Origin of the sequence: Tistrella mobilis KA081020-065, assembly GCF_000264455.2 — a bacterium.
Taxonomy (GTDB): domain Bacteria; phylum Pseudomonadota; class Alphaproteobacteria; order Tistrellales; family Tistrellaceae; genus Tistrella; species Tistrella mobilis.
On the sequence record NC_017957.2, the window covers coordinates 57,813 to 83,266 of the forward strand.

23 protein-coding genes are annotated in these 25,454 nt (G+C 70.9%); 4 read left to right on the plus strand and 19 right to left on the minus strand.

Features of this window, described 5'->3' with window-relative positions; translation table 11 throughout:
• Positions 1–2: 2 nt before the first annotated feature.
• Positions 3–260 (minus strand): hypothetical protein, encoded by a 258-nt coding sequence (locus TMO_RS18220; protein WP_014747137.1) that lies wholly within the window; start codon positions 258–260, stop codon positions 3–5.
• A gap of 183 nt (positions 261–443) precedes the next feature.
• Between TMO_RS18220 and TMO_RS18225 the strand changes: the two genes are divergently transcribed.
• The gene (locus TMO_RS18225) at positions 444–1,568 is read left to right on the plus strand and encodes a helix-turn-helix domain-containing protein (RefSeq protein ID WP_014747138.1); all 1,125 of its coding nucleotides are present in this window, start codon (positions 444–446) and stop codon (positions 1,566–1,568) included.
• A gap of 201 nt (positions 1,569–1,769) precedes the next feature.
• Positions 1,770–2,108 (plus strand): hypothetical protein, encoded by a 339-nt coding sequence (locus TMO_RS18230; protein ID WP_014747139.1) that lies wholly within the window; start codon positions 1,770–1,772, stop codon positions 2,106–2,108.
• 37 nt (positions 2,109–2,145) lie between these two features.
• Here TMO_RS18230 and TMO_RS18235 read toward each other — a convergent pair whose 3' ends face one another.
• Positions 2,146–2,421, minus strand: coding sequence for a hypothetical protein (locus TMO_RS18235; RefSeq protein ID WP_014747140.1), 276 nt, complete (start codon positions 2,419–2,421; stop codon positions 2,146–2,148).
• On the opposite strand from TMO_RS18235, the gene TMO_RS32935 reads away from it, so the two are divergent.
• Together TMO_RS32935 and TMO_RS30585 are read left to right on the plus strand one after the other, a co-directional pair.
• A complete protein-coding gene (locus TMO_RS32935; protein WP_145978274.1) occupies positions 2,382–2,723 on the plus strand; it encodes an AAA family ATPase in 342 nt (113 codons plus the stop codon). The genes TMO_RS18235 and TMO_RS32935 overlap by 40 nt on opposite strands.
• Before the next feature lie 274 nt (positions 2,724–2,997).
• The gene (locus tag TMO_RS30585; RefSeq protein WP_081599038.1) at positions 2,998–3,270 is read left to right on the plus strand and encodes a CopG family ribbon-helix-helix protein; all 273 of its coding nucleotides are present in this window, start codon (positions 2,998–3,000) and stop codon (positions 3,268–3,270) included.
• Here TMO_RS30585 and TMO_RS31740 read toward each other — a convergent pair.
• The 17 genes from TMO_RS31740 to icmH form a co-directional block, all read right to left on the minus strand.
• The gene (locus TMO_RS31740) at positions 3,171–4,007 is read right to left on the minus strand and encodes a hypothetical protein (protein WP_014747142.1); all 837 of its coding nucleotides are present in this window, start codon (positions 4,005–4,007) and stop codon (positions 3,171–3,173) included. The genes TMO_RS30585 and TMO_RS31740 overlap by 100 nt on opposite strands.
• Positions 4,004–4,708 carry a hypothetical protein gene (locus TMO_RS18250; RefSeq protein WP_014747143.1) on the minus strand — a complete coding sequence of 235 codons (705 nt, stop codon included), beginning with the start codon at positions 4,706–4,708 and terminating at the stop codon, positions 4,004–4,006. Before TMO_RS18250 ends, TMO_RS31740 begins: the two co-directional genes overlap by 4 nt.
• Before the next feature lie 137 nt (positions 4,709–4,845).
• Positions 4,846–5,445 (minus strand): hypothetical protein, encoded by a 600-nt coding sequence (locus TMO_RS18255; protein WP_014747144.1) that lies wholly within the window; start codon positions 5,443–5,445, stop codon positions 4,846–4,848.
• Complete coding sequence (locus tag TMO_RS18260) at positions 5,442–6,176, minus strand: hypothetical protein (protein ID WP_014747145.1); 735 nt, start codon at positions 6,174–6,176, stop codon at positions 5,442–5,444. Before TMO_RS18260 ends, TMO_RS18255 begins: the two co-directional genes overlap by 4 nt.
• A gap of 72 nt (positions 6,177–6,248) precedes the next feature.
• On the minus strand, positions 6,249–7,325 hold the full coding sequence (locus TMO_RS18265; protein ID WP_014747146.1) for a hypothetical protein: 1,077 nt from the start codon (positions 7,323–7,325) through the stop codon (positions 6,249–6,251).
• Positions 7,322–8,377: a hypothetical protein gene (locus TMO_RS18270; protein WP_145978275.1), complete on the minus strand. Its 1,056-nt coding sequence runs from the start codon at positions 8,375–8,377 to the stop codon at positions 7,322–7,324. The genes TMO_RS18265 and TMO_RS18270 overlap by 4 nt, the downstream gene beginning before the upstream one ends.
• Before the next feature lie 5 nt (positions 8,378–8,382).
• A complete protein-coding gene (locus tag TMO_RS29710; protein ID WP_228382344.1) occupies positions 8,383–11,136 on the minus strand; it encodes a type VI secretion system Vgr family protein in 2,754 nt (917 codons plus the stop codon).
• Positions 11,137–11,245: 109 nt separating this feature from the next.
• A complete protein-coding gene (locus TMO_RS18280) occupies positions 11,246–11,758 on the minus strand; it encodes a hypothetical protein (RefSeq protein WP_014747149.1) in 513 nt (170 codons plus the stop codon).
• Positions 11,755–13,407, minus strand: coding sequence for a formylglycine-generating enzyme family protein (locus TMO_RS18285; protein ID WP_014747150.1), 1,653 nt, complete (start codon positions 13,405–13,407; stop codon positions 11,755–11,757). Before TMO_RS18285 ends, TMO_RS18280 begins: the two co-directional genes overlap by 4 nt.
• A complete protein-coding gene (locus tag TMO_RS18290) occupies positions 13,400–14,626 on the minus strand; it encodes an FtsX-like permease family protein (RefSeq protein WP_014747151.1) in 1,227 nt (408 codons plus the stop codon). Before TMO_RS18290 ends, TMO_RS18285 begins: the two co-directional genes overlap by 8 nt.
• Positions 14,626–15,330, minus strand: coding sequence for an ABC transporter ATP-binding protein (locus TMO_RS18295; protein WP_014747152.1), 705 nt, complete (start codon positions 15,328–15,330; stop codon positions 14,626–14,628). Before TMO_RS18295 ends, TMO_RS18290 begins: the two co-directional genes overlap by 1 nt.
• Positions 15,327–17,303: a vWA domain-containing protein gene (locus tag TMO_RS31745; protein ID WP_014747153.1), complete on the minus strand. Its 1,977-nt coding sequence runs from the start codon at positions 17,301–17,303 to the stop codon at positions 15,327–15,329. Before TMO_RS31745 ends, TMO_RS18295 begins: the two co-directional genes overlap by 4 nt.
• Positions 17,303–18,730 (minus strand): serine/threonine-protein kinase, encoded by a 1,428-nt coding sequence (locus tag TMO_RS29715; protein WP_014747154.1) that lies wholly within the window; start codon positions 18,728–18,730, stop codon positions 17,303–17,305. The genes TMO_RS31745 and TMO_RS29715 overlap by 1 nt, the downstream gene beginning before the upstream one ends.
• Positions 18,723–19,493 (minus strand): PP2C family protein-serine/threonine phosphatase, encoded by a 771-nt coding sequence (locus tag TMO_RS18310; protein WP_014747155.1) that lies wholly within the window; start codon positions 19,491–19,493, stop codon positions 18,723–18,725. Before TMO_RS18310 ends, TMO_RS29715 begins: the two co-directional genes overlap by 8 nt.
• On the minus strand, positions 19,490–20,206 hold the full coding sequence (gene tagF, locus TMO_RS29720; protein ID WP_014747156.1) for a type VI secretion system-associated protein TagF: 717 nt from the start codon (positions 20,204–20,206) through the stop codon (positions 19,490–19,492). The genes TMO_RS18310 and tagF overlap by 4 nt, the downstream gene beginning before the upstream one ends.
• Positions 20,188–23,913: a type VI secretion system membrane subunit TssM gene (gene tssM / locus TMO_RS18320; RefSeq protein ID WP_014747157.1), complete on the minus strand. Its 3,726-nt coding sequence runs from the start codon at positions 23,911–23,913 to the stop codon at positions 20,188–20,190. Before tssM ends, tagF begins: the two co-directional genes overlap by 19 nt.
• Complete coding sequence (icmH, locus tag TMO_RS18325) at positions 23,913–25,451, minus strand: type IVB secretion system protein IcmH/DotU (protein ID WP_014747158.1); 1,539 nt, start codon at positions 25,449–25,451, stop codon at positions 23,913–23,915. Before icmH ends, tssM begins: the two co-directional genes overlap by 1 nt.
• Positions 25,452–25,454: the final 3 nt, after the last annotated feature.

The following is a 25,454-nucleotide window of genomic DNA, read 5'->3' on the forward strand; positions in this document are numbered from 1 at the left end:
GATCAGCCCGGTTCGGCCGATGCCGGGCTGCCGCGCCGGCGGCCGGCCAGCACCTCGTCGAAGGCATCGGCGATGCGCGCCACTGCGGTCAGCAGCGGCACGTCCTTCAGGTCATGACCTTCGGCCAGGGCGGCGGCGTTCAGACCCGATCTGCGGGCGCGGGCGACCAGCCGTTCGGCCAGGGCGTAATCGGCGGCGATCCTGCGGGCGAGCGCTTCCAGAACCGGGAAGGCAGTCTCAGACTGTGCAACGTTCGACATGACGGCGATCCTTGGAACGGCACGTCCGGGACATCTGTTGGGGGGAGACGACGTGTTGGGCGAGACGACGGGCGTGCCAGGGCGTTATCATAACCTGGGCGCCGCCGGCGAACCCGGCCCGGCGTCTCAGATAGCCGGCCCCGCGTCTCGATCCGCGATGGCCGTTATGAAAGACCACCGCCCGTGCCCAACCCTTCCGTTCCCGACCCGGAATTGTCCACAGCCGCGCCCACGCAAGCGGCCGGGGTCGTCCGGCTGTTCGGCGCCAATGCCGGGGGCCATGATGCAGCCTTCGAAGGCTGGCGTCTGGCGCTGGACGGGGTGTTCGACGTCTCGCGCCCGCGCGATGGCGGCGATCCGTTCCGGGGCGGCATCGTCGCCCATGATTTCGGCCAGGCGGTCATCACCGACGCCCATGCCGGCGGCCAGCGCTTCCGGCGCGACGGCCGCACCATCGCCCGCGGCGGTCTGGATCATTTCATCGTCCAGCTCTACCGCCAGGGCGGCTTCGACGGCGAGGCCGAGGGCCGCGAGATGGCGGTCCGCCCGGGCGATGTCTGCCTGTTCGACCTGTCGCGGACCATGCAGACCGATGCCGGGCAGTTCCGGAACGTCACTCTGCTGCTGCCCCGCGCCCTGCTGGCGCCGCTGGTCGACACGCCCGACGATCTGCACGGGCTGGTGCTGGACGGCAGTTCCGGCCCCGGCCGGATCCTCGCCGCCCATCTGCAAAGCCTGGTGGCCCAGGGCGCGCTGATCGACCCGGCCGATGCCGGGCCGGTGATGGAAGGCACGGCCGGGCTGATCGCCGGCTGTTTCCGCAGGGCCATGGCGCTGGCCGGCCCCACCGACGGCGAGGCCGCCCAGGTGGTGCGCCACGGGGTGCGCGATGCCGTGCTCGGCGCCATGCACCGTTTCATCGACGCCAACCTGACCTCCCCGGAGCTGACGCCCGATGCGCTGATGCAGCGTTTCCACATCTCGCGCCCCACCCTCTACCGGCTGTTCGAAAGCTCGGGCGGGGTGGTCGCCCATATCCGCGCCCGGCGGCTCCGGCGCTGTTTCGCGGCGATCACCGATCCGGCCCAGGCCCATCGCCGGCTGTCGGACATCGCCTATGATTGGGGCTTCACCGACGACACCGCCTTCGCCCGCGCCTTCCGCCGCAGTTTCGGCCTGTCGCCCCGCGATGCCCGCCGCGCGGCGCTGGAAGCCCGTGCCGCCGGCCACCACGACGGCACCATCCGGGCGCTGCCCGGCGGCGATCCCGGCCTGCAGCGGCTGATCCGGCAGCTGCGGACCGTCTGAGGCCCCCTGCTGCCCCCTCCCCCCTGCCACCGGTGCAGCCCGGCCCTGCACATTCCGCCATCTGCAATCGCTCGCCTGATCGCGCGGGATAGGGCACACTCTCTGCCTTGAGAGGATGCCGGTTCGGGAGGACCGGCCGCGACGCGCGGCCAACGCGCGCGCAGAAACGGCAGAACCTGGGCAGTCGCAAGGCGGGGTCGAATGACGAGATTTAAGAGCGGCGGCGCTGCCGATGCGGCGCTGATGGGGTCACTGGTGCGCCTGTGGCTGGAAGCGGGCACGGTGATGATGATGCGCACCGGCATGAGCCTGTTTCAGACCGGCCCGGCGGGCGAGGAAGTCCGGATGGTGACCGAAAAGCCGGCCGCGTTCATCCAGGCTCAATTTGCCGCCACCGCCGCCGCCGGCGCCGCCATCACCCGCGACCCGATGGACCCGATGGGCGCCATGGTCGCCGCCGGCCGCGCCTGGACCGGCGTGATCTCCCGCAAGACCAGCGCAAATCGTCGGCGGCTGAACCGGCATATCTCGGCGAAGTGAGGGGTGGGGGTGGCCGCTGAGGCTTTGCCGGCAGCCCTCAGATCGGCGGAAGCCCGGCTGCGATACGGACCCGGTTGAATTCGACATAAGGGATGATCAGCGAAAGTGGCCGGTCGTCCAGTGGCACGGCGCCGTATCTCGCATACCATCGGGCTGCATCGGCATCCCTGGCATCGATGAACAGGGCGGTACCGCCAACGCTGGCGGCCGCACGCATGCAGCGCTCGACGGCACCCACCGGCAGATGCCCGCCAGGACTGCGGTCATGTCCGCGTGCAATCGGCTCTTCCCGCCAGGTCGGCAGGCCGGTCACGAGGTCTTCCGGACATTCTGTTCTTCGACGAACCGGAGCCTGGTCTGCACCCGCATGCCATTACGCTGGTGTCTGAAATGCTCAAGCGGGTGGCCAGGACACGGCAGGTGTTTATTGCGACCCGGTCGCCCTACATGGTGGACTGCTTCGACCTCGACAATATCGTGGTCGCCGAAGCCAGCGACGGGGCGACGACGCTGCGCAACCTTCCCCGGGCGCAGTACCAGCAATGGCTGGATGACGACTATCTCCTGTCGGATATCTGGCTCCTGTCGGATATCTGGCTCCTGTCGGATATCTGACTCCTGTCGGATATCTGACTCCTGTCGGATATCTGGCTGAAAATGCCCGTCGGGGTGCCCGGATGATCAGGGTGGCCAGATGAATCGCATCTGCATCGTCTGCGAGGGTGCGACCGAGGTAGAGTTCGTCAAGGGGTGTCTGGCGCTGTCGGTAGAACGGCTGGCGCGCTTCCTGTCCCATCCGTATCGGACCCGCCGGCAGCAGGCAAAGAGGCTGGATTCCCGTCCCACAGGGGCCTGGGTTATTAATGGATCGTTCCGGAAGGTGAGTGTCATGTCGACCTCTCTCAAGATTGATGACGACCTCGAACGGCGCCTCCACGAGGTGGCAGGCCGCCGCCGTCGCTCCGTCGATGCCGTCACGGTTGAAGCGATCCGGCAATATGTCGAACGCGAGGAAGCCCGCGACGACTTCCGACGGGAGGCCGAAGTGTCCTGGGCCGCTTATCAGACGGACGGCCTGCACCTGACCGGCCAGGAAGTCAGCGATTGGCTGAACAGCTGGGGCGCCGACGGCGAGACGCCGGCGCCGCGGTGCCACAGGTAATCGTCACCAGGAATGCCGTTCGCGGCATCCAGCGCTGCCAGGCCTTTCTGGCGGCCAAGGCGCCCGATGCTGCTTATGTGCTGGCTTTCCGACACCAGAAGGAAGCCGGCTATCTGTTGCCTTGACCACCCGGCCCTCACGGAGCCCCCACCTCCCACCCGATCCCATCGCTCCGCCGCCACCCGCCGGAAGCGGTCATGCAGCCGGTCGAAGCTGGCGGTGTCGCGGGCGACCAGCAGGAAGCCGTCGCCATCGGTCAGCGGCAGCACCACCGCCTCGATCGGGGCACTGAGCGCGGGCGCCGGTTGTGCGATCTCAGGCCGGCCGGGCGGGCGCCAGGCCAGAAGTTCGGTTTCGAAAAGCAGATCGGCCGTCGCCGTCAGGGTGTCATGATCCGGCATCGGCGCCTCTGCGGGCACCAGGATCAAAACCTGTTGCTGCATGCCCCAGCGCGCATTGTCCAGCGCCCCGTCGATCACCGCCGCCGCCGGGCCGGTGGCAAAGATCAGCCGCCGGGTCAGCCAATAGCGGATCCGGGCGCGGAGTGTCGCGCAATAGGCCGGGTCGATCCAGAATACCGCCCGCCCCTCCCCGGTCACCGCCTCGGCCAGCCAGGCCGCCAGTTCCGGCGTCGGCTGGGCATCCACCGGCGGCGGTTCGGTCGAAAACGCCACCCGCATGCTCCGGCCATCGGGCCGGACGGGGTCGGCGATCAGACGGTTGCTGGGCGTGGTCACGGCTGCGCTCCGCCGGCCGCCGCAGGCAAGCTGGTCTCAGGCAGCGGCGTGAAGAAGGTATCCGCCGCCCAGTCATAAACCTCGCCGGACACCGCCTCGCCCAGCGCATAACCGCCGATGCCCCCGACGATGCAGCCGCCCAGCGCGCCCACGCCCGTGCCCAGCCCGGGTTCCACGAAGGTGCCGGCGGCAGCGCCCAACTGGCCGACACCCCGGCAGCCCAGCCAGGCCCCGGTCCAGCCGGAGACGACCTGCACCGTGCGCCGGATCGGCCGGTCGGCGACGACGATCGACCAGGCATCGATCGCAATGCCTGCGATCAGAAACACCCGCCCGGCATAACGATAAGCCCGCGCCCCCTGATAGAGCGCGGCCCCGCCACGCCCGGCCGGCGCATGGTCGCTGATCCGGAAGCTGTCATGGGTGCCGCGCTGGTTCCAGTGATAGTCGATGGTACCGCTGCGCGGATTGGGGCCGTAATCGAGCCGCAGCACCCGCTTGCCGGTGACGTCCTGGAAAAACAGGGTGGAGGTCGACTGGCCGCGGAAGCGCGGATCGCGCGTGTCCAGCGCCACCGCCAGCCCGTTGGTCCCGGGTATCGGAATCCGCACCACCGACCCCGCCCCCACACCCACCGGGATCATCCCCGACATCAGGTCCTCGTCGCTGGTCACCTCTTCGCTCAGGGTCGGATCTGCCATGATCTGTCGTCCGTGATGGTGGTCAGGGAGCAGAGAAGGTGGATCGTCACCCGCGCAGGGCTGACGGGGGAAGAGAGGGTGAGAGGGCCGGCATGGCCATGCCGGCCAAGAACCACCACATCACCGCCACCCGGCCCTCACAAGGTCGCCACCTCCCAGCCGATGCCATGCTCCGCCGCCACCCGCCGGAAGCGGTCATACAGCCGGTCGAAGCTGGCGGTGTCGCGGGCGACCAGCAGGAAGCCGTCGCCATCGGTCAGCGGCAGCACCACCGCCTCGATCGGGGCACTGAGCGCGGGCGCCGGTTGTGCGATCTCGGGCCGGCCGGGCGGGCGCCAGGCCAGAAGTTCGGTTTCGAACAGCAGATCGGCCGTCGCCGTCAGGGTGTTGTGATCCGGTATCGGCTCGGCCGCCGGCACCAGGATCAATACCTGTTGCTGCATACCCCAGACCCCGCCGAACGCCTCTACGGCCAGCTCTGCGGCCTCATCCGTCACCCGAAAGGCCACCGCCCGGGTGATCCGGCGTTTCAGGCGCGCAATCAGGCCCGGCGGAGGGTCATGATCGATCCAGACCACCTGCCAGTATCCGCCGGTCACTGCCTCTGTCAGCCAGGCCGCCAGTTCCGGCGTCGGCTGGGCATCCACCGGCGGCGGTTCGGTGGAGAAGGCGACCCGCACGCTCCGGCCATCGGGCCGGACCGGATCGGCGATCAGGCAATTGCGGGCGGTCGTCACGGCCGTGCTCCGCCAGCCGCCGCGGAGGGTGCGGTCTCGGGCAGGGCGGTGTCGGGCAAGGCGGTCTCAGGCAGTGGCGTGAAGAAGGTATCCGCCGCCCAGTCATAAACCTCGCCCGAAACCGCCTCGCCCAGCGCATAGCCGCCGATGCCGCCGACGATGCAGCCACCCAGCGCGCCCACCCCCGTACCCAGCCCCGGTTCCACGAAGGTTCCGGCCATGGCCCCCAGCTGGCCGACACCCCGGCAGCCCAGCCAGGCGCCGGTCCAGCCCGAGACGACCTGCACCGTGCGCCGGATCGGCCGGTCGGCGACGACGATTGAATACATATCAATGGCCACCCCGGCGATCACGAGAACCCGCCCGCCATATTTGTAGGCACGCGCCGATTCGTAAGCCAGTGCACCGATCCGTCCCCCGGGGGTGTGATCAGAAACGCCGAAGATCTTGTGAACCCGATCCTGATTCCAATGGTAATCGATACATCCGGATCGTGGATTGTACCCATAGTCTAAACGCAGTACTCGCTTACCGGTGATGTCCTGCAAAAAGAGGGTAGAAGTCGATCGCCCGCGACGGCGTGAGTCATTGGTCTCAAGCCCCACCGCAAATCCAGGGGTCCCGGGTATCGGAATCCGCACCACCGACCCCGCCCCCACACCCACCGGGATCATCCCCGACATCAGGTCTTCGTCGCTGGTCACCTCTTCGCTCAGGGTCGGATCTGCCATGATCTGTGGTCCGTGATGGTGGTGGCTGGCGTGATGGTGGTGGCGGTGGTGATGGCGGTTGGGGGCGGGCCGTCACCCCCCGCCAAAACTCCCCCGCACGATCTCGAACACCCGCCGGTTGGCGGCGTCGATCAGATAGGGGTCGGGGTCGGGGCGCGTGCCGGCCAGGGCGAAGACCACCCAGCCGCGCGGTTCGCGGACGATGGTCATCTCCACCCGCACCGGCACGCCGGCCCGATTGACCGCGGTGGTGCTGCCGGTCTGCACCTCGGCCGTCGCACCCGGGGCGCTTGCCCGGTCGAGGGTCGGGGTGTCGAAGGTCAGGTCCTGCCGGGTGCGCAGGGTCTCGGCCACCGCCGCCGCCAGCGCCGCATGATCCGTCGCCGCCTGGGGCGCCAGCGTGCCGACATAGATCAGCCCCACCGGCCGGCCGCCGGCATCGGTGGCGGTGAACTGCCGCCCGGCCGCGCGGGGCAGGCGGTCGTCTTGTGCCATCGTCCATGCCGCCGGCACCAGCAGCCAGGCGGGGATCGGCCCGTCCCAGGCGGCCTCGCGCATCGGCTCGGCATAGGGGCCGCCGATCAGCCCTTCCAGGCGGAAGCCTTCGGTGGCGATGAACAGCGTTTCCTCGGCCGCCGCAAAGCCGTCGCGCGACACCGAGGCATCCGCCAGAAACATCAGATCGCCGGATTTGTAGCTGCGCAGCCGGTGCACCCGGCCCGCGCGTTCGGCCAGAACATCGCCCTGGGCCCCGGCCGCACCCGGCAGGCGGCGGGCATCCAGCACCTGCCAGTCATTGGCCTTCAGCCATTCCACCATCCAGTCGGCCGGCGCCAGTTCGCGACGCATGCGCTGCACCGCCACCTCCAGCCGCACATCGCCATCGGGCGCCGACCACGCGGCCAGCACCGCCAGCCCCTCGGTCTCCTCCGCCCGGGGCGGCAGGGCATGGGTGGTCCAGCCATGGGGGATCAGCACCGAAAAATTCGTCCCCGGCCGTCGGGCATCGCCATAGGGCACCCGGCTGTGGCCGGCGGCGATCTCGGCGCGGGGGGTGACGGGTTCGGTCATCAGCCGCTCGGCGGCGCCGGCCCCGGATGCCGTCAGCAAAAGGACCGTCACCGCCAGGGGGAACAGCGCCTGCCTCATGCCGCCGCCGTCGCATCGGCAAAGCTCGCGACCACGATCTCGAAGGCGCGGCGGTTGATCGCGTCCACCAGCAGCGGGTCGGGGTCGGGGCGGTTGCCCAGCAGGGCGAAGACCGACCAGCGGGCGGGGTCGCGGGCGATGACCAGTTCCAGCCGCACCCGCTCGCCATTGGCGCGGCGGGCGGGGACCCTTGCCTCGCGGACATCCACCTGGGCGTCGGGCTCGCTCACCCGGCGCAACGGCGTCTCCTGGATCTCGATCTCCTGATCCTTGCGGAACGAGGCGGTCAGCCGGTCCGCCAGCTCGTCATGGCCGGCGGCGCCGTCATGGGGGATGGTCGCCACATAGATCAGCCCGACCATATGGTCTTCGGTCGCCGGGTTGGCGAAGCGCCAGGCCTGGCCCTCGCGCAGCTGATCGTCGCGCTGCTGCACCCAGATCGCCGGGATCACGAAGCGGGCGGGCGCCGGTGCGGTCAACGTCACCTCGCGCAGCGGCTCGGCCGGCACGGGGGATGCCGCGCCGGTCAGGCGGAAGCCTTCGGTGCCGATGAACAGGGTCTCTTCAAGCGCGTCGAAGCGATGGCGGGCGACCGAGGCCGCGACCAGGAACAGCAGCGGCCCGGATTTATAGCTGCGCAGCCGGTAGATCCGGGCATCGGGTGCCGTACGCTTCACCGCCAGCACATCGCCGAGCGCGCCGGCGGGCGAGGCGATCCGGCGCGCCGCCAGCACCTCGAAATCATTGGCCTTCAGCCATTCGACCATCCAGTCGGCCGGCGCCAGCTCGCGGGCCAGCCGCTGCACCGACACCTCCACCCGCGCATCCTCGCCCGGGTCCGACCAGACGGCCAGCGGCACCAGCCCCTCTTCCGCCGCCCCCGCTGGCCTCGCCGGCGGGTGGGTGTCCCAGCCATGGGGCACCAGCACCGAAAACCCGGTCTCGGGGCGGCGATCGTCTTCATAGGCAACGCGGCTCCAGGTCCGGGCGATGTCCTCGCGCGGGGTCCGGGGCTCGGTCATCAGCTGCATCCGGTCGTCTCTCCTGCTCATGACCGCTAGTCTCCACCGCCCGAGGGGCCGATGCTGCCCTTCAGCCGCACGCCCGCCCCCAGGATCGCGCCCAGCTTGGCATAGGCGCCGCCATGGACGCGACCGTCGCCGCCATAGTCGTAATAGCCGAACCCGCCCGCCGAGGCGGCAACGGTGCCGGCGGCACCGGTCAGGCGACCCTGAAGATTGATCGTATAGTCGTCGGGCACCCAGGGCAGCCAGCCGATCGGGATGGTGACATCGCCCTGCAACCCGCCTTCCAGCGCCGAGGCGCTGGCCATGCCGCCCAGCGCCAGACCCGCACGGCGGCCGTCATCGCCCAGCAGGATCTCGCCCTTGGCCGAGGCCGCCATCTGGCGGTATTCCGCCTGGCCGCCGACACCGCCGGTCTCCAGATCGCCCAGCGCACCGCGGACATTGGCATCCACCATGCTGGCCCGGGCCTCGCCATAGGCGCCGGCACCATAGCCGACGCCGGCATGGCCCTTGCCCTCGGCACCGAGCACGTTCAGCTTGCCGCCGACGCTGCCGTATTCGCCTTCCAGATCGCCATCCAGGAAGGCCCCGCCGCCCTTGAACTCGGCCTCCACCCGGCCGTCATCGGCGGTGATCGATCCTTCGCCGCCCATCACCCGGGCCGTGCCGCCATCGCCGTCGCGCGTGCCGGCCCAGGCGTCGCCTTCGGCCTTCCAGGCCTCGCGGTCGCCCTCGGTTCCGGGGGTGGCGGGCTGGTTCTGAACATAGTCGCCATAGGCCGGCCCGCAATTCAGCATCACCAGCGGGCCGTTGCTGCCGACGCCGTCGGCGGAAATCGTCACCGAGGATGTGCCGCCGGCATCCTCATCCAGCAGCACCTTGCCCTTGCGCACCACCCCGTCTTTGTTGACGAAGATGAAATTGTCGGTGTTGCGCAGCTGAAGCAGCTTGTTGGTCGACGAAAAGCTGATGCCTTCGGCCGACAGGTCGAAGAAATGGCCGTTGGTATGTTCGAACCGCACCCGCTCGCCATCCAGGATGATCCGGCTCATCACATGCTGGATCAGCACATTGGCGCGGGTCTTCACCACCTCGCTGTTGCCGACCGCACTGCCCCAGAGCGTGTTGGTGTCCTCGGTCGAGACATTGGCGGTGTTGATCATGCGGTTGCGGCCGGCCATGCGGGCATGGTCGCGCTGGGCGCGGAACAAAAGCTCCTCCGCCCCGGCCAGATCCTCGAAGCTCAGCTCGTTGAAGCCACCGCCGCCGGGGCTGGTGGTGGATTTGAACGAGGTCCGGGTCTTGGTCGCAGGCAGGGTCAGGGGCGGCATGGTCTCGGCATTGGGCACGGTGCCGACCACCAGCGGCCGGTCGGGGTCGCCCTCGATGAAGGCGACCATCACCTCCATGCCGATGCGCGGAATGGTCTGCACGCCCATGCCCCGCCCGCCCCAGGGCTGCATCACCCGGATCCAGCACGACGACCGGTCGTCGCCGGTGGCATAGCGATCCCAGGGAAAGCGGACCTTGATCCGGCCATAGCGGTCGGTGTGGATCTCCTCGCCCTTGGGGCCGACCACGGTTGCGGTCTGGATGCCGTCGATCGCCGGGCGCGGCGTGGTCTCGGGCGTCACATAGCGGGTCGCCGCCGGAATGGCGCGGAATTCCGCCGCATAGCGCGGCGCATCGCCGGCAGTGCCGACCTCATACCCCTCGGCGCTGGCGCGGTGCGACACCGCCGTCACCACATGGGGGCTGCCGTTCTCGACCTCAGACGGGTGGCCGGTCAGCGTGAACATATCGCCCGGCGCCAGGCATCGATTGGTCGCCAGCGCCTCGACATGGTCGACATCGCTTTCGATCGCCGCCATCCAGCGCGCGGCCCCGCGCCTGCCACTTTCAGGCGTCAGATGCCGGCCATGCCAGTCATAGATCTCGTAAGGTCCGTTGGTCGTCAGCCCGGCGACCGATCCGGCCCGGCCGGCAAGATCCACCTCCGGCGCCTCGTAGTCATAATCCGACCGGGCGACCGCGCCGGTCACGAAGCGGAAATGCCGGTCCCAGCGGATCACCCCGTTCAGGTCGACATCGGTGGGGGCGAAGCGCAGCACCTCGTCGGCGGCCGGCTGATAGGCATGCACGCCATCGGCCACCACCAGCACATGGGCATCTTCGCGGTGGCGGAAGGTCCAGAACAGCCCGTCCTCTTCCATCAGCCGGGCGACGAAGTCGAAATCGGTCTCGCGATACTGGACGCAATAATCGCGCTTGGGCGGGGTGTTGATCACGCCGCCGAAATCGAAATCCTGAAAGCCGTTCTCGGTGAAGATCCGGCGCATGATCTCCAGGCTGGTCATGTCCTGGAAGATCCGGCAATCCGATGTCTGGGTCAGCAGCCAGGTCCAGGGCCTGACCACCAGCGTATAGGCGCGCCGTCCGCGGGCGACCGCCTCGTCGGCGGAAAGCTCGGTCACGATGCCGCACCAGTGGCGCCGCGTGCCGCCGGCCGATCCCTGGGGCAGTTCCAGCGAAAACCCCACCGGCCGGCCGATCAGCTCGTCGGGGGCGACATCCTCGCGCGTCGCCCGCACCCGCAGTTCGAAGCGGAACAGGGTGGACAGCGCCTCGAAGCCTTCCAGCTTTTCCAGCAGGAAGACGTCGCGGCCAAGGCTCGTGTCCAGCACCAGCAGCCGGCCGTCCTGGATCGGCGCCGAGGAGATCGGCGCCCCTCCCAGGCTTCCGAGACCACCTTCCATCATTCCGGCTCCCTCATCGGTCTCCATCTCCGGCTTCGGCTGGCCGAGCCTATCATCGCCATCCGCGGGTCTGAACCGGCGGCGCGCGCCGCCCCGGCTTTCACACGATCCTGCCGCAGCTTTGTCTCAGCCCCGGTCATTGACAGCCGTCCTTTGCCTCATCCAGCAGCTGCGCGGCGCGCGGCGAGAGCGGGCAGCCCTTCGCCGCCAGCAGCTGCACGGCCAGCCGCGCCTTGTCCGGATCGACCAGATTGCCGGCGAAGCTCGACAACTTTTCATGGAATTCCAGAACGACATTACAGGTCCCGGCTGTGTGCCGGACATCGACCCGCGACACGGCCGCATAGGGCCGGCGATGGCTGCGGATCACGCCGAACTCCACGACATTCGGGTGCAGCACCAGCCGGGGCCTGATGTCGCTGCTGGCCCAGCTGATCCAGGGCAGGCCCTTGATGCCCGCAAACCCCGCCGCCAGCGGCAGATGCAGCACCTCACCATCCGGCGCCCCCCCACCGCCCGGCACCACCTCGCGCCGCACGGGGGCCGCCGCGGTGGCGTCCAGCTTGCCGCGCATCATCATCACCAGCGCCAGCCCGCCCATGCCCACCACCAGCAGGCCGAACACCGCGAAGATCCAGCCGGCCATCATTCCGCCACCCCCACCTCTTCTGCCGCCGCCGCCCCGCCGGTGCGGGTCAGATCCGCCGTCCAGGCCGTGCCGTCGGGGGCGCCGGCGCCACCGAAATCGGCGACATGGCGCAGGAACACGTCCAGCAGCTCGGCCATGTCCTGTGCCCCGCGGGCGACCAGGGCGGCACGCACGGGGGCCGCCTGACGGGCGACCACGGCCGAGGGGTAGTCGCGGGCCAGCCGCACCACCGCTTCGACATAGGCTTCGGTCGACCGGGCGAGTGCCCTGGCGAGGCCGGCGCGGCGGGCCTCCATTTCGGCCACCGCCGCTTCCGCCTCGGCCAGCATCGCCTTCGCGCGGCTGCCCGACCCGGCCTGTTTGCGCATTTTTTCGAGCGTCGGCCGCGCCACCTCGTCCACCGCGCGCGCGACCGCGTCCAGCCGGAGCGCATCGCCGCGCACCCGGTAGCCCGAAAGCGCGCCCGCATTCATCACCGCGCGCAGCGCCCGGTCGCGGGCGGCATTGCTTTCGGCCAGCACCTCGCGGATCTCGCGACCGAGCCCGGCCAGCTCCGCGCGCGCCGCCTCGTCGGGCAGGCCTGCCGCCAGGGTCTCCAGCCGGGCGACCGGGTCGCCGCCGCCGTCTTCACCGCGGATCCGGGCCAGCATGGCATTGGCTTCCGACATCCGTTCCCAGGCCGCGGAAATCTCGCCCAGCCGTTCCTGAGAGGTGACGGCCGGCAGGCCGATCGCGAAACGCGCGCCGATGGTGCGGCCGGTGGCGGGCCGGCCGGTGCGGGCATCGAAGGGCGGAAGCTCGCGGCGGTCGGCCGAGCCCAGCCGGTCGGCCGGGGTGGTGATGTCGCCGCCGCGCACCGCCAGCCCGCCGGCCTGGCCATGTGGCCGGCCGCGGCGGTTCAGGCGGAACGGCTCCTGCGTCAGCTCCGCGGCATTGCCCAGCATGTCGTGCAGCCCCAGCGGATCGGGTTTCAGCAGCCCCACCGGGTGCAGCTTGCCGCCGGCCGACCGGCTGCCCTGGTGCCAGGCATAGTCCGAGGGCGGCCCGTCCGGCATCGGTGCGTGGCGGGCCAGGAAGGTTTCGGTCGCAACCGCCGCCCCGCCGCGGGCGGCATATTCCCATTCCGCCTCGGTCGGCAGGCGCACGAAGCCGGTCATGCCCGCCCGGCCCGGCAGGGTGTCGGGGGCCTCGGCCATCAGCCATTCGGTATAGCGCCGTCCCAGATCGACCGCGTCGAACCAGCTCATCTCCACCGCCGGCAGGCGGGTGCGGATGGTTGGTCTGGCGCAGTCACCCAGAAGCGCGCGGCGCTGCGCCTCGGTCAGCTCGTATTTGGCCAGCAGGTAATAGCGTTCCCCCGGCCGGGCGGGATCGGTGAAGCCGCCGGCCACCGCCTCGATCCGCCGGCCGTCGATCGGCGACAGCGCCGCCCCGGCATCGCCCGCCTCGACCAGCACATCGTCCAGCGGCCCGTCGGCCGGGTGGGCCACGCGCCGGAACACCATCGATCCGCCGCAGGGCATGGGCAGCACCACATCGCCCGCAGCCGGCGCCGGGTTGAACATCTTTTCCGGCCACGGTTCCGCAGCATCAACCTGCCCTGCCATCAGCACCAGGACGATTGCGGCCAGCCACCACCGTTCACCCATCCCGCAACCCCTCCGCCGGGGCGATCCCGGCCGCCCGCACCCCCGCCCAGCCGGCGGCGAGCAGGGCGGCCGCCAGCGTCACCGCCGCCCAGATCCCGAAATCTTCGGCACTCAGCCGGGCGATGCGCTCCCCCGGCGCCAGATCGCCGGCAAAGACCCGGTCGAGTGCCGCGGCAAGCCCCAGATAGGCGAGCCCCGCCAGCGCCAGCGCGCCCGCGGCAAAGGCCGCCGCCTGGGTCAGCGGCACCACCACCAGGGCGCGGGCCGGAAAGCCGATCAGCCGCAGCACCGCCAGATCGCGGCGCTTGCGCTCCACCTGCGCCCGCAGATTGGCGGCCAGCGCCACCAGGCAGCCGACCCCGGCCAGCCCCGCCACCATCCAGAACACCCGGCCCAGATTGCGGTCCAGCGCCTGCATCCGCCGGATCTCGGCACCGTTGGTGCGCAGCTCCACCCCGAGATGCCGGGCGGTATCGGCCGCCAGCCCCTCCACCTCGTAGATCGTGGACGCATACAGCCGGAAGCGGGCATAGCGTCGCGGCCGGTCGGGCGGCGGATCGCCGCGCCAGCCCAGCGCCGGCACCGCCAGCCCCTCGCGGAAATCCTCGGTCGCGGTCAGCAGGTCCAGATGCACCAGGGCGGCGGTTTCGGGCCGCACCGGGCCGTCGGTGATGCCGGTGACGGTCACCGGCAGCCGCGTCAGGTCGAACCGTCCGCCGCGCTGGCGGCTGACCTCGGCGATCAGCGCCGTACCCGGCCCCGCCTGCAACGCCTCTGCCGCCGCCCGGCTCAGCACGATCCGGTCGGGCGCCTCGGGCGCCGGCAGACTGCCCAGCATCGGATCGCCCTGCCCGGTCGGCTGGATCGCGAGGCCCGAAATGGAGGTCCGTGCTTGGCGGTTGCGCAGCCGGGCCAGCCCCGCGGCGATCGCCCGGGTTTCGGGGGTCACGAAGGCCGTGCGCGGATCGGCGGCGATGGCGGCGATGTCGTCGGCGCCGAAACCGCCGCTTGCCACGGGCACGATCAGCCGGTTGGCGGGGTCGCGCACCAGCCGGTCGGCCATGGTGCCGATCACGCCTTCGCGGAGGCCGAACAGCACCAGCAGCGGCGCCAGCACCGCCGCCAGCGCCAGAATCTGGCAGAGCGACAGCCGCCGGTCGGCGACCATATCCTGAATGGCGAGGCGGACGGGCAGAGGGAGGCGCAGGTGCCGGCGCATCAGGCGGCCTCCGTCCAGAACCGCGCCCGCACCACCGGCCCCTCGGCTGCGATCTCGTGGCGGATCATCGCGCGCCCGGTCGCCGCCAGCCGCTGCCAGTCATGGCTGGCGATGATCGCGGTGGCGCCGGTGCGGTCCACCAGATCCAGCAGCAGGGCGAAAACCCGGTCGGCATTGGGCGGGTCCAGCGCCGCGGTGGGCTCGTCGGCCAGCAGCACCGCCGGGCGATGGGCCAGCGCGCGGGCAATCGCCACCCGCTGGCGTTCGCCCACCGACAGCGCCGCCGGCTTCGCGTCCAGCCGATGGCTGATCCCGAGCCGCCCGGCCAGCGCCGCCAGGTGATCGGCATCCAGGCGCCCCGCCAGTTCGGCCGGCAGCGCGATATTGGCGCGCACCGTCAGATAGGGCAGCAGCCCGCCGGTCTGGAGCACATAGCCGATGGCTTGGGCCCGCAGCCGCGCCAGCGCATCCCCCTGCCGCCGCGCCCAGAGATCCGCCAGATCGACCGCGCCAAAGCGCATCACCGCCGCCCGATCCGGCGCCAGACAGCCGGCGAGCAGGTTGAGCAGGGTGCTCTTGCCCGACCCGCTCTCGCCCGCCAGCAGCAGCACCTGCCCGCGTTCCAGCCGCAGCTCCGGCACCTCCAGCTCATAGCCCGGCCGCGCCAGATGCAGGTCGCGGATGTCGTAGATCGGGCCGGTCACGGCAGGGCGTCCAGCGCGATCGGGTAGACCGCCTCGCCGCCCGCGCGGTCGTCGTCGAGCGCGATCCAGAGGTCGGCGTCGTCGTGGATCGCCCGATAAAGCCGGATCTTGGCCGCCAGATCGTCGAGGAATTCGCGCTGCTGGCCGAAGCTCCAGGCCAGCCAGTCGTCCTCGGTCAGCTCCAGCACCCGCGAGCGATAGGGCAGGCCTTCCAGATACTCGCCGATCAGCCCGGTATCGGCCAGGCGCCGCGCCTCTGCCCCCGCCACCCGGTCGGGCCGGCGGCTCATCGCGGCGGCCGCGCCCTGCAAGGCGCCGAAGAAATCGCCCGGCGCGATCCGCGTCGCCTCGCCGGCATCCAGGATCGCCTGCAGCGTCGCCTGCAGGTCGCTCAACTGGTTGCGGGTGATCAGCACCCGCACATCCAGCGCCTTGGAGGCCGGGTTGGCGAGGTCGCGATCGGCCACCCAGGCCTGGAACAGTTCCGGCGGCCGGCTGCCCTGCTGCGCGCCGGCCCAGGCCAGGCGCATCGCCTTGCCGACCAGCCCGGTGCGTTCCAGCGCCTCGGCCACCGGCGCCGGGGCCGGCGCCGCCTCCACTTCGGGCACGTCCGCCGGCGTCAGATCCGGCCGCATGCCCTGGGCGATGGTCGTCGCCAGCCGGTCGACCACCGCCTCATAGGCCGCGACATCGCCCCCCGCCACCGGGAAATACAGCGACCCGATATTGGGATAATCGGTCAGGTCGCGATAGGCCGCCGCCGCGCGGGCGTGATCTTCCGCCCCGGCCGGGGTTTCCAGATGCACGGCGGCGATCGCGGTGCGGTTGGCCTGCGCCAGCAGGCGCAGCTGTTCGGTGCCAAGCCCCGACGCGCCGCCGTCTTCGGCACCGGTCCGCGGGCTCGCATCGGTGATCAGCACCACGAAACGGCCTTCGGTATCGCCCCAGTCCACACCCTCGATCGCGGTGCGCAGGCCCGCATAGGCATCCTCGCGGAAGTCGCGGTTGGAGACCTTCGACGCCTCCAGCCGGCCGAGTGCGGTCAGGAAATCGGCCTGCTCCGGATCGGCGACCGGTTCGGCGAAGACCTTCGAGACATAGCCGTCGGGGCTGCCGTCCTCCATCACGTCGCGGAAGCCGACCAGGCCAAAGCGCGGCGCGGCGGGCCCGAATTCCTTCACCAGCCGGTCGCGCACCCCGGTCATCACCCGCTCCGCCGCGCGGATATAGCGGTCGAAGGAGATGCTGGTGTCGACCACGAACACGACCCCGGTGCGGTAGCCTTCCGCGACGACATCAGCTTCCGGAGCCGGCGCTTCGGGCGCCGCCGCCGTCTCGGGCGCCTCCGCCCCCTCGGACGTCGCGGCCACATTCAGCGCCAGCGCCTGAAAGCCGTCGGGGAACCAGACCTCCTGCCAGTCCAGGATCGGCAGCAGATAGAACTGCCGCGAGATGTCGACATGGGCGGGCGGTTCGGCCGCGATCACCGGCGCATCGGCCGCGAGCGTGCCGGTCTGGATCGCGGTCAGGGTGTCGCGGGCGAAGGCGCCGGCATCCTCTTCCTCAACGATCCGACGCAGATCTTCCCCATCCTTAAAGAACAACGCCTGGTTGCGGTTGACCCGGTCGGTGAAGGCCACCACCAGGTTCTGCTTCCAGTCGATCACCGTTCTGGCCGGCACCCAGCCGACCGGCGCCGAGCGGCCGCCGCGGCCGACCTCCACCCAGTCCTCGCCGCCCGCCGTCTCGCGCCCATAGACGAAGAGCAGGCTGAGCGGCGGGATCGCCGCCGCACCCTCGGGCGCATCATCCCCCGGCCGCGCCACCGGCACGGCCCCCGGCCGGGTCAGCACCCGCTGTTCCAGGGTCGATTTCCCCGCCATCAGCAGGGGCCGCCGCTCGGGCGCGGATTGCGCCAGGCCAATGACAGGCAGCAGCGCCAGGGCCGTGGCCATGGTCAGCGTCTTCAACATCACCCCTGGCCTCCGCTACCCGCCGTTCCGTCCAAGGCATCGAACAGGTTCTGCGCCTCGCCATCGCCCAGCCTGGCCGCCTTGGCATAAAAGGCCCGCGCCCGTTCGACATCGGGCGATTTGAAGGGCGAGGGCTCGCCCGGCGCCAGGCGCGGATCATAGAACCGCCCGATCGCCCGCGCGGCCGGCGCGCTGCCCTCGGCGGCGGCGCGTTCCCACACCACCAGCGCGGTATCCAGATCGCCGCGGTCATAGAAGGACCGGCCGGCCTCGTACATCTCCGCCGCCGGCAGCTTCGCGATGCGCGGCAGATCGGCCACCGTCCAGCCGGGCGCCGCCTCCATCGGCGTTTTATCCATCCGGGGCATCGCCACACTCACCGCCCCGTCGGAGGCCTGCATCCGGTGGCTGAAGCCGAAGCCGATCGCCAGCACAAGCCCGACGGCCGCCACCCCCACCGCCGCCAGCGTCCGAAGACTCCAGCCCTCGCGCCGCGCCGGTTCCGGCGGCAAGGCCGCGGCATCCCCGCCGATCAGCGCCCGCATCGCATGCGGCCGGTCCAGCGGATCGGGGGCGAGCAGCCGGGCAACGTCGCCGCGCAGTTCCTCCGGCAGGGCCGACAGATCCGGCACCTTCCGCCGCGCCTCCACGGCGGCATGCAGGGTGCGGCCCATATCGAGCGGCCGGCCGGCCGCCGCCGCGGCCAGCACCAGCCCCAGGCTGTAAATGTCGGTGCGCTCGTCGACCGCGCCGCCGAACAGCCCCGCCTGTTCGGGCGATGCCCAGGCGAGCTTGCCGGCGAAGCCATCGCCGAAGATCGTGCGATGATCGGCGCGGGCCAGCTTGGCGATGCCGAAATCGATGATCTTGGCGCGGTCCAGATCGCCGCCGGCCAGCAGCACATTGTCGGGCGCCAGATCCCGATGGCAGATCCCCGCCTCATGCGCCACCGCAAGCCCGGCGGCCAGCCGGTCGCGCAGTCGCCGCACCTCGTCGGGCGTCAACGGCTTCTGACGGATCCGGTCGGCCAGCGACGGGCCGTCGACGAATTCCATCACCAGATGCAGCCGGCCGGTTTCGTCGCGGAACAGCCCGTCATAGCCGACCACCGCGTCATGGCGGATGCGGCGCAGCGCCTCGGCCTCACGCAAAAACAGGGTCACCACGCCCTCATTGCCCATCAGCTCGGGCAGGATCACCTTGATCGCGTGTTCCGTGCCCTGGTCGACATGGGTGGCGCGCAGAATCTCGCCCATGCCGCCGCGGGCGATCACCCCGGTCACCCGCCAGGTGTTCAGCAGCACGCGGCCCACGGGATCGGGCATTTGCGGCACCGCGGCCACGGCATCGTCGGGGGTGGCGGGGGTGGCGGGTGCCGCATGCGGCAGGGCCCCGGCCAGAATCGTGCGATCGTCGTTGTCAACCATGGGGACGGCTCCAGGGCGTCAGGGTCACGTCCTCGATCGCGTCGCAGGCCAGCGCCACGGCGGCGATATTGTCGGGGGCGTTGCGCGACAGCGCCAAAGTTTTCAGGGTCTGCACCGCGCGGGGTGCCGGGAAATTGGCGATGACATCGGCGATCTCGCCATCGCCCACGCAGCGCGCGATGCCGTCGGTGCACAGCAGGAAGCGGTCGCCGGGCAGCACCGCCGCCGCCTCCATCTCCAACGCCAGATCGCCGAAGGCGCCGACCGCGCGGGTGATGATATTGGCGGCCGGGTGGTCGCGGGCCTGATCCTCGGTGATCACGCCGCGGTCGATCAGCTCCTGGACATGGGAATGATCGCGGGTGATCTGCCAGAGCTGGCGGTCGCGCAGCAGATAGAGCCGGCTGTCCCCCGCCCAGAGGCAGACGAAGCGGCCGCCATGGATCATCAGCACCACCACCGTGCTGCCGATCATCTCGCGATCGCCCAGCGCCCGGCCCTCGGCCCTGAGTTCGCCATGAACCTCCGCCAGCGCCCGGCGCACATCGCCCAGAAGCTCGGCGCCCGATGCCGGCACGGGGATGGCGTCCAGCCGTTCCATGATCATGCCGCTCGCCCGGTCACCGCGGGCATGGCCGCCCATGCCGTCGGCCACCGCCCAGAGCCCGATATCGCGCCGGTCCAGAAAGGCATCCTCGTTATGGCGCCGCACCCGGCCGGCATCGGTCATGCCGGCCGATCGCAGCATCATCGCCGCCCTCATGGCGCGCCTCCCCTCAGGATCTCGTGCCAGAGCCGCGGCTCGGGCAGGTCGGGCGCGAAGACGAAGCGGCCCGGAAGCGGCCCCGCCTCGCCGCGCCGGGGCAGGGTCCAGAACTGCACGGGACCGGCGGTGCCCGGCGGCTCGGCGCGATGGGCCAGGGCCGCGAAGGCCGGGCCCAGATCGCCCGGCCGGTCCAGGCGCACGGCCACCACCCCGCCGGTCAGGCTCTGCCCGGCGCCGCGGGCGTAGTGGTCGGCGATGACCGGCCCCTCCAGCTCCAGCAGCGCCCGTTCCCAGCGGTCGGGGTCGACATCGGGGTCCAGCGCCGCCAGCGCCAGATCCTCCACCCGCTGGAACCAGTCGGCCGCGGCCGAGGCCAGCCCCGGCGGCGGCGGCATCTCGTCCAGCCGGGCGGCGATGGTCAGCGGATAATACCGCCCCACCCGGTCGACGCTGGCCATCAGCACCCCTGCCGCCCCTTGCCGGCCGCAGATCCCCGGCGGCAGCACGAAGCGCCAGACCGGGGCCTGGAGGTAAAGCTCCAGCCAGGCATCGGGCAGGTCGTCGCGCACCCGCGCCAGCCCTGCCCGCACCCAGCCGTCCCAGGGTTCGACGAAGCCGTCATCCAGCCGGCGGCGGACGAAATCGCCCAGCCAGGGCAGCTTGCCGCACACGCCCGGCGGCGTGGCGGATCTCAGAAGCGCCGCGGACATGAAAACGACCTCAGATCGTCGAGAGAGAAGGGGTTGAGCACCGATCCGGCGCGAACCTCGAAGCGCGCGGCATTCTGCCCGGCCCTGAAGGTCACCTCGAAACGGTCGCTCGCGATCTGGCGCACCTCCGACCGGTCGATCAGCCGGAACAGCGCCCAGGGGCCGGTCAGGCTGGTGCCGCCCGCCGGGGTGCCGTCGGTGCCGATGAAGGTGACGCGCACCTGCTGCGGGCCATTGCCCGGCCAGCGCAGCGGCATCGGCCGCACCGGCCCGTGATCGTAAGCGGCGGTCTGGCCGTTCACCTCCACCACCACCCGGGCGGCCGACGGCGTCAGCGACACCGGCACCAGGTCGAAGCCGATATCGGGCACGGTGCCGCCGCCGGGGAAGAAGGCATCACGGATCCGCGCCGCCTCGCGGAAATCGGCCAGCACGGCATTCGGAATGCCCAGATCGGCATTGTTGATCTTGCGCCAGCTCCAGCGCCGGCCGCCGGTCTCCACATAGGGCGCCAGCTCCTTGCGGAAAAAGCCGTCCAGAATGCCGCCGCCGGCGAAGATCCGGGCAAAATCGTCCAGCTTCACATCCTGGCGGCTGCCGCGATCGAAGGGATAGCGGCCGGCGAGCGCCGTGCGGCAGAGATCGCGGCCGTCCAGCGCCCAGGCCTCGTTCAGCCGGGCCCGCGTGTCGCCGATGGTGCGGCTGGAGGCGCGCTCGGCGATGGTCTCGGCCCAGCCGCGCATCACATCGGGCGCGCGCCCGGCATCCAGCGACAGCTGCTGCGCCAGCCCGGCCAGTTCCGCCTCGGCCGCAGCCCCGCCGCCGGGGCCGTCCACCGCCATGCGGCCGCGGCTCATCGCCCGGTAAAGCTGGCCCAGATCGTCGACGATCGCATCCACCGGCGCCTGACCGCCGGGGCCGGCGGTCACGAAGCCGTCCAGCTCCTTGAACCGCTCTTCGACATAGGCGCCGGGCAGCTCCTTGCCGCCGCCGCCATTGCCGCCCGCCAGCGCATCCGATGCCGCATCGCGCAGCAGCAGGCTGGCGATCCGGCCGCTGAAGCCGAACTGGCGCTGCATCCGGCTCTCGGCCTCAAGCGCCACCGCATCGCCCGCACGCTCGCTGCCGGACGGCCGGCCATTGCCCGCCTGCCCGGTATCGCCGCCTCCGGCTGTGGCATCCCCGCGCGGGGTCGCCAGCCGGGTTTCGTCGGCCACCGCCTTCAGCAGGGTCACCATCGGCGAGCGCGGCGAGGACAGCACGTTCAGGCTTTCCACCGCATGGGTGTCGCTCTGGAAGGCGGCCAGATCGATATCGGCGATCAGCCCGTTCCAGATCCCGACATAGTCGTCGTAATAGAGCTGCAGGGTGTCACGGGCGAGTTTCGCCACCTCTTCGTCGGTCAGTGCGCGGGTCTTCTCGCTCAGCACCCAGCCCTCTTCGGCGGTGGCGCGCACCTCCGCTTCCAGCGCCGGCAGGAAGGTGTTGTGGAAGCCGTCATAGGTATAGATGCCGGGAATGCCTTCCGACAGCCGCTTGCCCGATCGGCGGACCAGCACCCGCGCCGCCTGCGGCCCGGCATGGTCGACCGGCGTCCAGGCCGGCAGGGCGGTTGCGGCCGGGCTCTCGACCAGCCGGGCATAGACCCGTTCGGCCAAAGGTTGAGAGGCCAGCAGCGTGCGCACCTGTTCGACCAGCGCACCATCCAGCGGCACCGAGGCGATCGGCCGGTCGAGCAGCGCCGCCAGATGGTCCTGAAGTGCTGCACGCAGCGGCGCATTCTCTTCGCCCGGCCAGCGGTTCTGCCAGTCCAGCGCCATCCAGGCGCCGATCACTTCGGGCTCGATCGGCCCCTGCGCGCCCAGCATCAGATAGACCTTGAGCGCGGTGTAAGACACATCCGACGGCGAGGCCGCCGCCCGCAGCTGGTTCTCCAGGCGCACAAGCAGTCGCGGCAGGAACAAGCGGTTCAGGGCCCGGTGATAGGCCGACACCGTGCCCTGCGACAGGGTCGGCGCCTGGTCCAGCCCGAAGCCGCGATCGATCGGGGTCTCAAGCCCGGCCTCGGTTTCCGCCGCACCGGTCGGTACGTCGCGCAACCGGTCCAGAACGGGCGAAAGTTCCGCCAGATCGTCATCGGCCACCGCCGTTTCGGCAAAAGGCGTCACCGCCCCGCGATACTCCTCGATGCCGGCCGCGGCCTCGTCGATCAGCCGGCTGTTGCCGAAGTACGAGACCGTCCAGGCGGCAACGCAGGCGATGGCGACCACGGCGGCGGTCGCAAAACCGGCATGGCGGATCAGCCGCCGGCGCCGGGCGGCGGCGGGGTCGGTTGTGACCACGCCGGCTTCGGCGAACACCACCCGGTTCAGCAGATCCGCCAGGAAGAAGGCGCGGCCGCGGCCGGTCATCGGCGGCTGGGTGGCACGATCCAGACCGAAGGACCGGGCCATGGCGCCGGTCAGCCGGTCGAAGGGCGTGCCCTCCTGGGTGCCGCTGGTCAGATACACGCCGCGCAGCAGCGGCCGCTCGGCCAGCCGGGTCGGCTGGAACACCTGGCGCAGAAAGTCGCCCAGGGGGGCCCGGACCGAGGCCATCTGCGCCGGGAAGCCATGGATCAGCGCCCGGCGCTCACCATCGGGCTCGGCATGCATCCGGTCGATGACCCGGGCGTTCAGCCGGTCGATCAGCCGGTCGAATTCGGCATCGAAATGCGCGACGGCCCCAGCGCTTCGGCTGCCGCTCTCACCCTTGCTCTCCCCCTCGCTCTCGACCTCGTCGTCGAAGGGGAAGGTCATGCCCCAGACCTGGGCGCGGCCGGCCGCGTCCAGATCGTCGAAAAACGCGGTGAACCCGGCCAGAAGATCGGCCTTGGTGACCAGCACATAAACCGGCACCCGCACATCCAGCTGTTCGGTCAGCTCGCGCAGCCGGCGGCGCAGTGCGCGGGCATGGGCATCGCGTTCGGCGGCAGAGGCCAGCGCCACCTCGGCCAGCGAAATGCAGACCAGCACGCCGTTCACCGGCTGGCGCGGGCGGTGCTTCTTCAGCAGCTCCAGAAAGCCCTGCCAGCCGGCACGGTCACGCCCGCCTGCCCGCGTCCCGGGTCCCGCAGCCGTCCCATCGGACGACACGCCGCCATCGCTGTCCTGCGTGGTATAGCGGCCGGCGGTGTCGATCAGCACCGCCTGGTCGGTGAACCACCAGTCGCAGTCGCGGGTACCGCCGATGCCGCGCATCCGGCGCTCGGCCTGATCCTCCGCCAGGGGGAAATCCAGCCCCGAATTGATCAGCGCGGTGGTCTTGCCGGCGCCGGGCGGGCCGATCATCAGATACCAGGGCAGCTGGTACAGCCATTGCCGGCCACGGCCCAGCCGCGAGCGCTTCAGCGTTTCCAGCGCCTGAACCATGCGCTCGCGCAGCCGGTCGACTTCCTCATCCTCGGGCGTCGGGCCTTCGGGGGCGGCGATCGCCTCGATCATCGCGGCATTGCGGCGGCGGGCGGCGATCACGCTCCACACGAAAGCCACCGCCCAGATCAGAAACAGCCCGCCCGCGATCAGCGCCCGGGTCAGCACCGGTTCGAACGGCCGGCTGTCGCCGATCGCGACCAGCGGCCCGCCCACCCAGACCAGCACCCCCAGCAGGGCGATGCCCAGGAAGCTCAGGAACCATTTCGAGGCCAGCACCTCGATCACGCGCGACATCAGGATGCCCTCCCGCTGGTGGTGGCGGCGGCAGAGCCGGTTTCGGCGGTCTTCATCAGGATGATCTCGATGCGGCGGTTCTGGGCGCGGCCGGCGGCGGTGGCGTTGTCGGCGATCGGCTCGGCGGCGGCCCGGCCCTCGACCGTGAACCGGCCGGGATCCGAGACGTGACGCTTCAGCAGCTCGACCACCGCCTCGGCACGGGCGACCGACAGGGCGGTATTGTTGGGGAAGCGGATGGTGGAAATCGGCTGGCTGTCGGTGTGGCCCACGACCTGCACCCGGCCGGGCTCTGCCTCCAGCGCCTGGCCGATCCGGTCCAGCGTCGGGCGCTGGGCATCCAGCACCGTGTCGCTGGCGGAGGCGAACAGCCCGTTGCTGTTCAGCCGCACGGTCACCGACTGGGCATCTTCCAGCACCGTCACCAGCCCTTCGCGGATCTCGGGCTCCAGGAAGCGGCGCAGCCGCTCACCCGCCTGGTTTTCGGTCACCACCAGCGGCGGCGGGGTGGGTGCCGACCGCGCGATCACCACCGCATCGGTCGGCGGCAGGGTTTCCACCGCCGCCAGCACCGGCTGGGTGCGGGCATCCAGCGCCAGGCGGAAACCGGCGAAGACCAGCACCAGCAGCACCAGCGTGCCCACCCCCACAAGCCACAGCGGCACCAGCGTGCCCAGCGGCCGATGGGCGGCTTCCAGCCCCTGCCAGTGCGGCGACAGCGCGGCTGCGGGTTCGTCGCGCACCTGGCGGATCGCCCGCCACACCCGGTCGCGCACCAGGCCCAGCGTCTGCGCCCCGGCCGGATCGACCCGATAGCGGCCCTCGAAGCCCAGCGACAGGCACAGATACATCAGCTCCAGCAGCGTCACATGTCGGGCCGGCTGTTCCAGGCTGCGGTCCAGGATGTCGAAGAAGCGTTCGCCGCCCCAGGTCTCGTTGTAGAAGGTCGACACCATCGACTGGCCGGTCCAGATCGACCGGCCGCCCCAGGGGGTGTTCAGCACCACGTCGTCGACCGTCGCGGCCACGGCATAGCGCGCGGCGCGCAGCGTCTCGCCATCCACGCCGTCGGCCGCGGCGCGGCGTTCGAAGGCGCGGATTTCGGCGATCACCCGCTGGCGCAGGGTCGGCACGTCGCGATGCACCGCGCGCCCCTTCAGCCGCACGATCAGCGCGAACAGGGGGGCGGCGGCCCGGGCCAACGGGTTGACGCCGGTGCGGGCGAAGATGCCGGAGGCTTCCGGCACCGCTTCGGCCACACCGCCATCCTGCGGCCAGGGTCCGCCGTCGTCGTCCAGCGGCCCGACCCCGGGCTCGACCGGCCCCGGCCGGAACGGCCCATGCCCCAGGGCATCGTGACCCGGGGCATCATGATCGGCATAGCCGCCATGGGCGCGGGCCTCGGCCAGCCGGCCCAGCGCCGGCACCACCGTGCGTTCGGCCGGGTCGGTCACCACCGCGGCGGCGCGGGCGCGCCCCGGGCGCGGTCTCAGAATCGTGCGGTCGGCATCTTCGCCGAAGGGATCGTCATCGACCATGGA

Coding starts and splice junctions, on each gene's coding strand:
- TMO_RS18290 (WP_014747151.1), bottom strand. CDS start 14,626: ATGCGCCGGCACCTGCGCCTCCCTCTGCCCGTCCGCCTCGCCATTCAG.
- TMO_RS18270 (WP_145978275.1), bottom strand. CDS start 8,377: ATGAGCAGGAGAGACGACCGGATGCAGCTGATGACCGAGCCCCGGACC.
- TMO_RS18250 (WP_014747143.1), bottom strand. CDS start 4,708: ATGGCAGATCCGACCCTGAGCGAAGAGGTGACCAGCGACGAGGACCTG.
- TMO_RS18280 (WP_014747149.1), bottom strand. CDS start 11,758: ATGATGGCCGGCTGGATCTTCGCGGTGTTCGGCCTGCTGGTGGTGGGC.
- icmH (WP_014747158.1), bottom strand. CDS start 25,451: ATGGTCGATGACGATCCCTTCGGCGAAGATGCCGACCGCACGATTCTG.
- TMO_RS30585 (WP_081599038.1), top strand. CDS start 2,998: ATGTCGACCTCTCTCAAGATTGATGACGACCTCGAACGGCGCCTCCAC.
- TMO_RS18220 (WP_014747137.1), bottom strand. CDS start 260: ATGTCGAACGTTGCACAGTCTGAGACTGCCTTCCCGGTTCTGGAAGCG.
- TMO_RS18265 (WP_014747146.1), bottom strand. CDS start 7,325: ATGAGGCAGGCGCTGTTCCCCCTGGCGGTGACGGTCCTTTTGCTGACG.
- TMO_RS29710 (WP_228382344.1), bottom strand. CDS start 11,136: ATGGAGACCGATGAGGGAGCCGGAATGATGGAAGGTGGTCTCGGAAGC.
- tssM (WP_014747157.1), bottom strand. CDS start 23,913: ATGTCGCGCGTGATCGAGGTGCTGGCCTCGAAATGGTTCCTGAGCTTC.
- tagF (WP_014747156.1), bottom strand. CDS start 20,206: ATGTCCGCGGCGCTTCTGAGATCCGCCACGCCGCCGGGCGTGTGCGGC.
- TMO_RS18230 (WP_014747139.1), top strand. CDS start 1,770: ATGACGAGATTTAAGAGCGGCGGCGCTGCCGATGCGGCGCTGATGGGG.
- TMO_RS18260 (WP_014747145.1), bottom strand. CDS start 6,176: ATGGCAGATCCGACCCTGAGCGAAGAGGTGACCAGCGACGAAGACCTG.
- TMO_RS18285 (WP_014747150.1), bottom strand. CDS start 13,407: ATGGGTGAACGGTGGTGGCTGGCCGCAATCGTCCTGGTGCTGATGGCA.
- TMO_RS31745 (WP_014747153.1), bottom strand. CDS start 17,303: ATGTTGAAGACGCTGACCATGGCCACGGCCCTGGCGCTGCTGCCTGTC.
- TMO_RS18310 (WP_014747155.1), bottom strand. CDS start 19,493: ATGAGGGCGGCGATGATGCTGCGATCGGCCGGCATGACCGATGCCGGC.
- TMO_RS29715 (WP_014747154.1), bottom strand. CDS start 18,730: ATGGTTGACAACGACGATCGCACGATTCTGGCCGGGGCCCTGCCGCAT.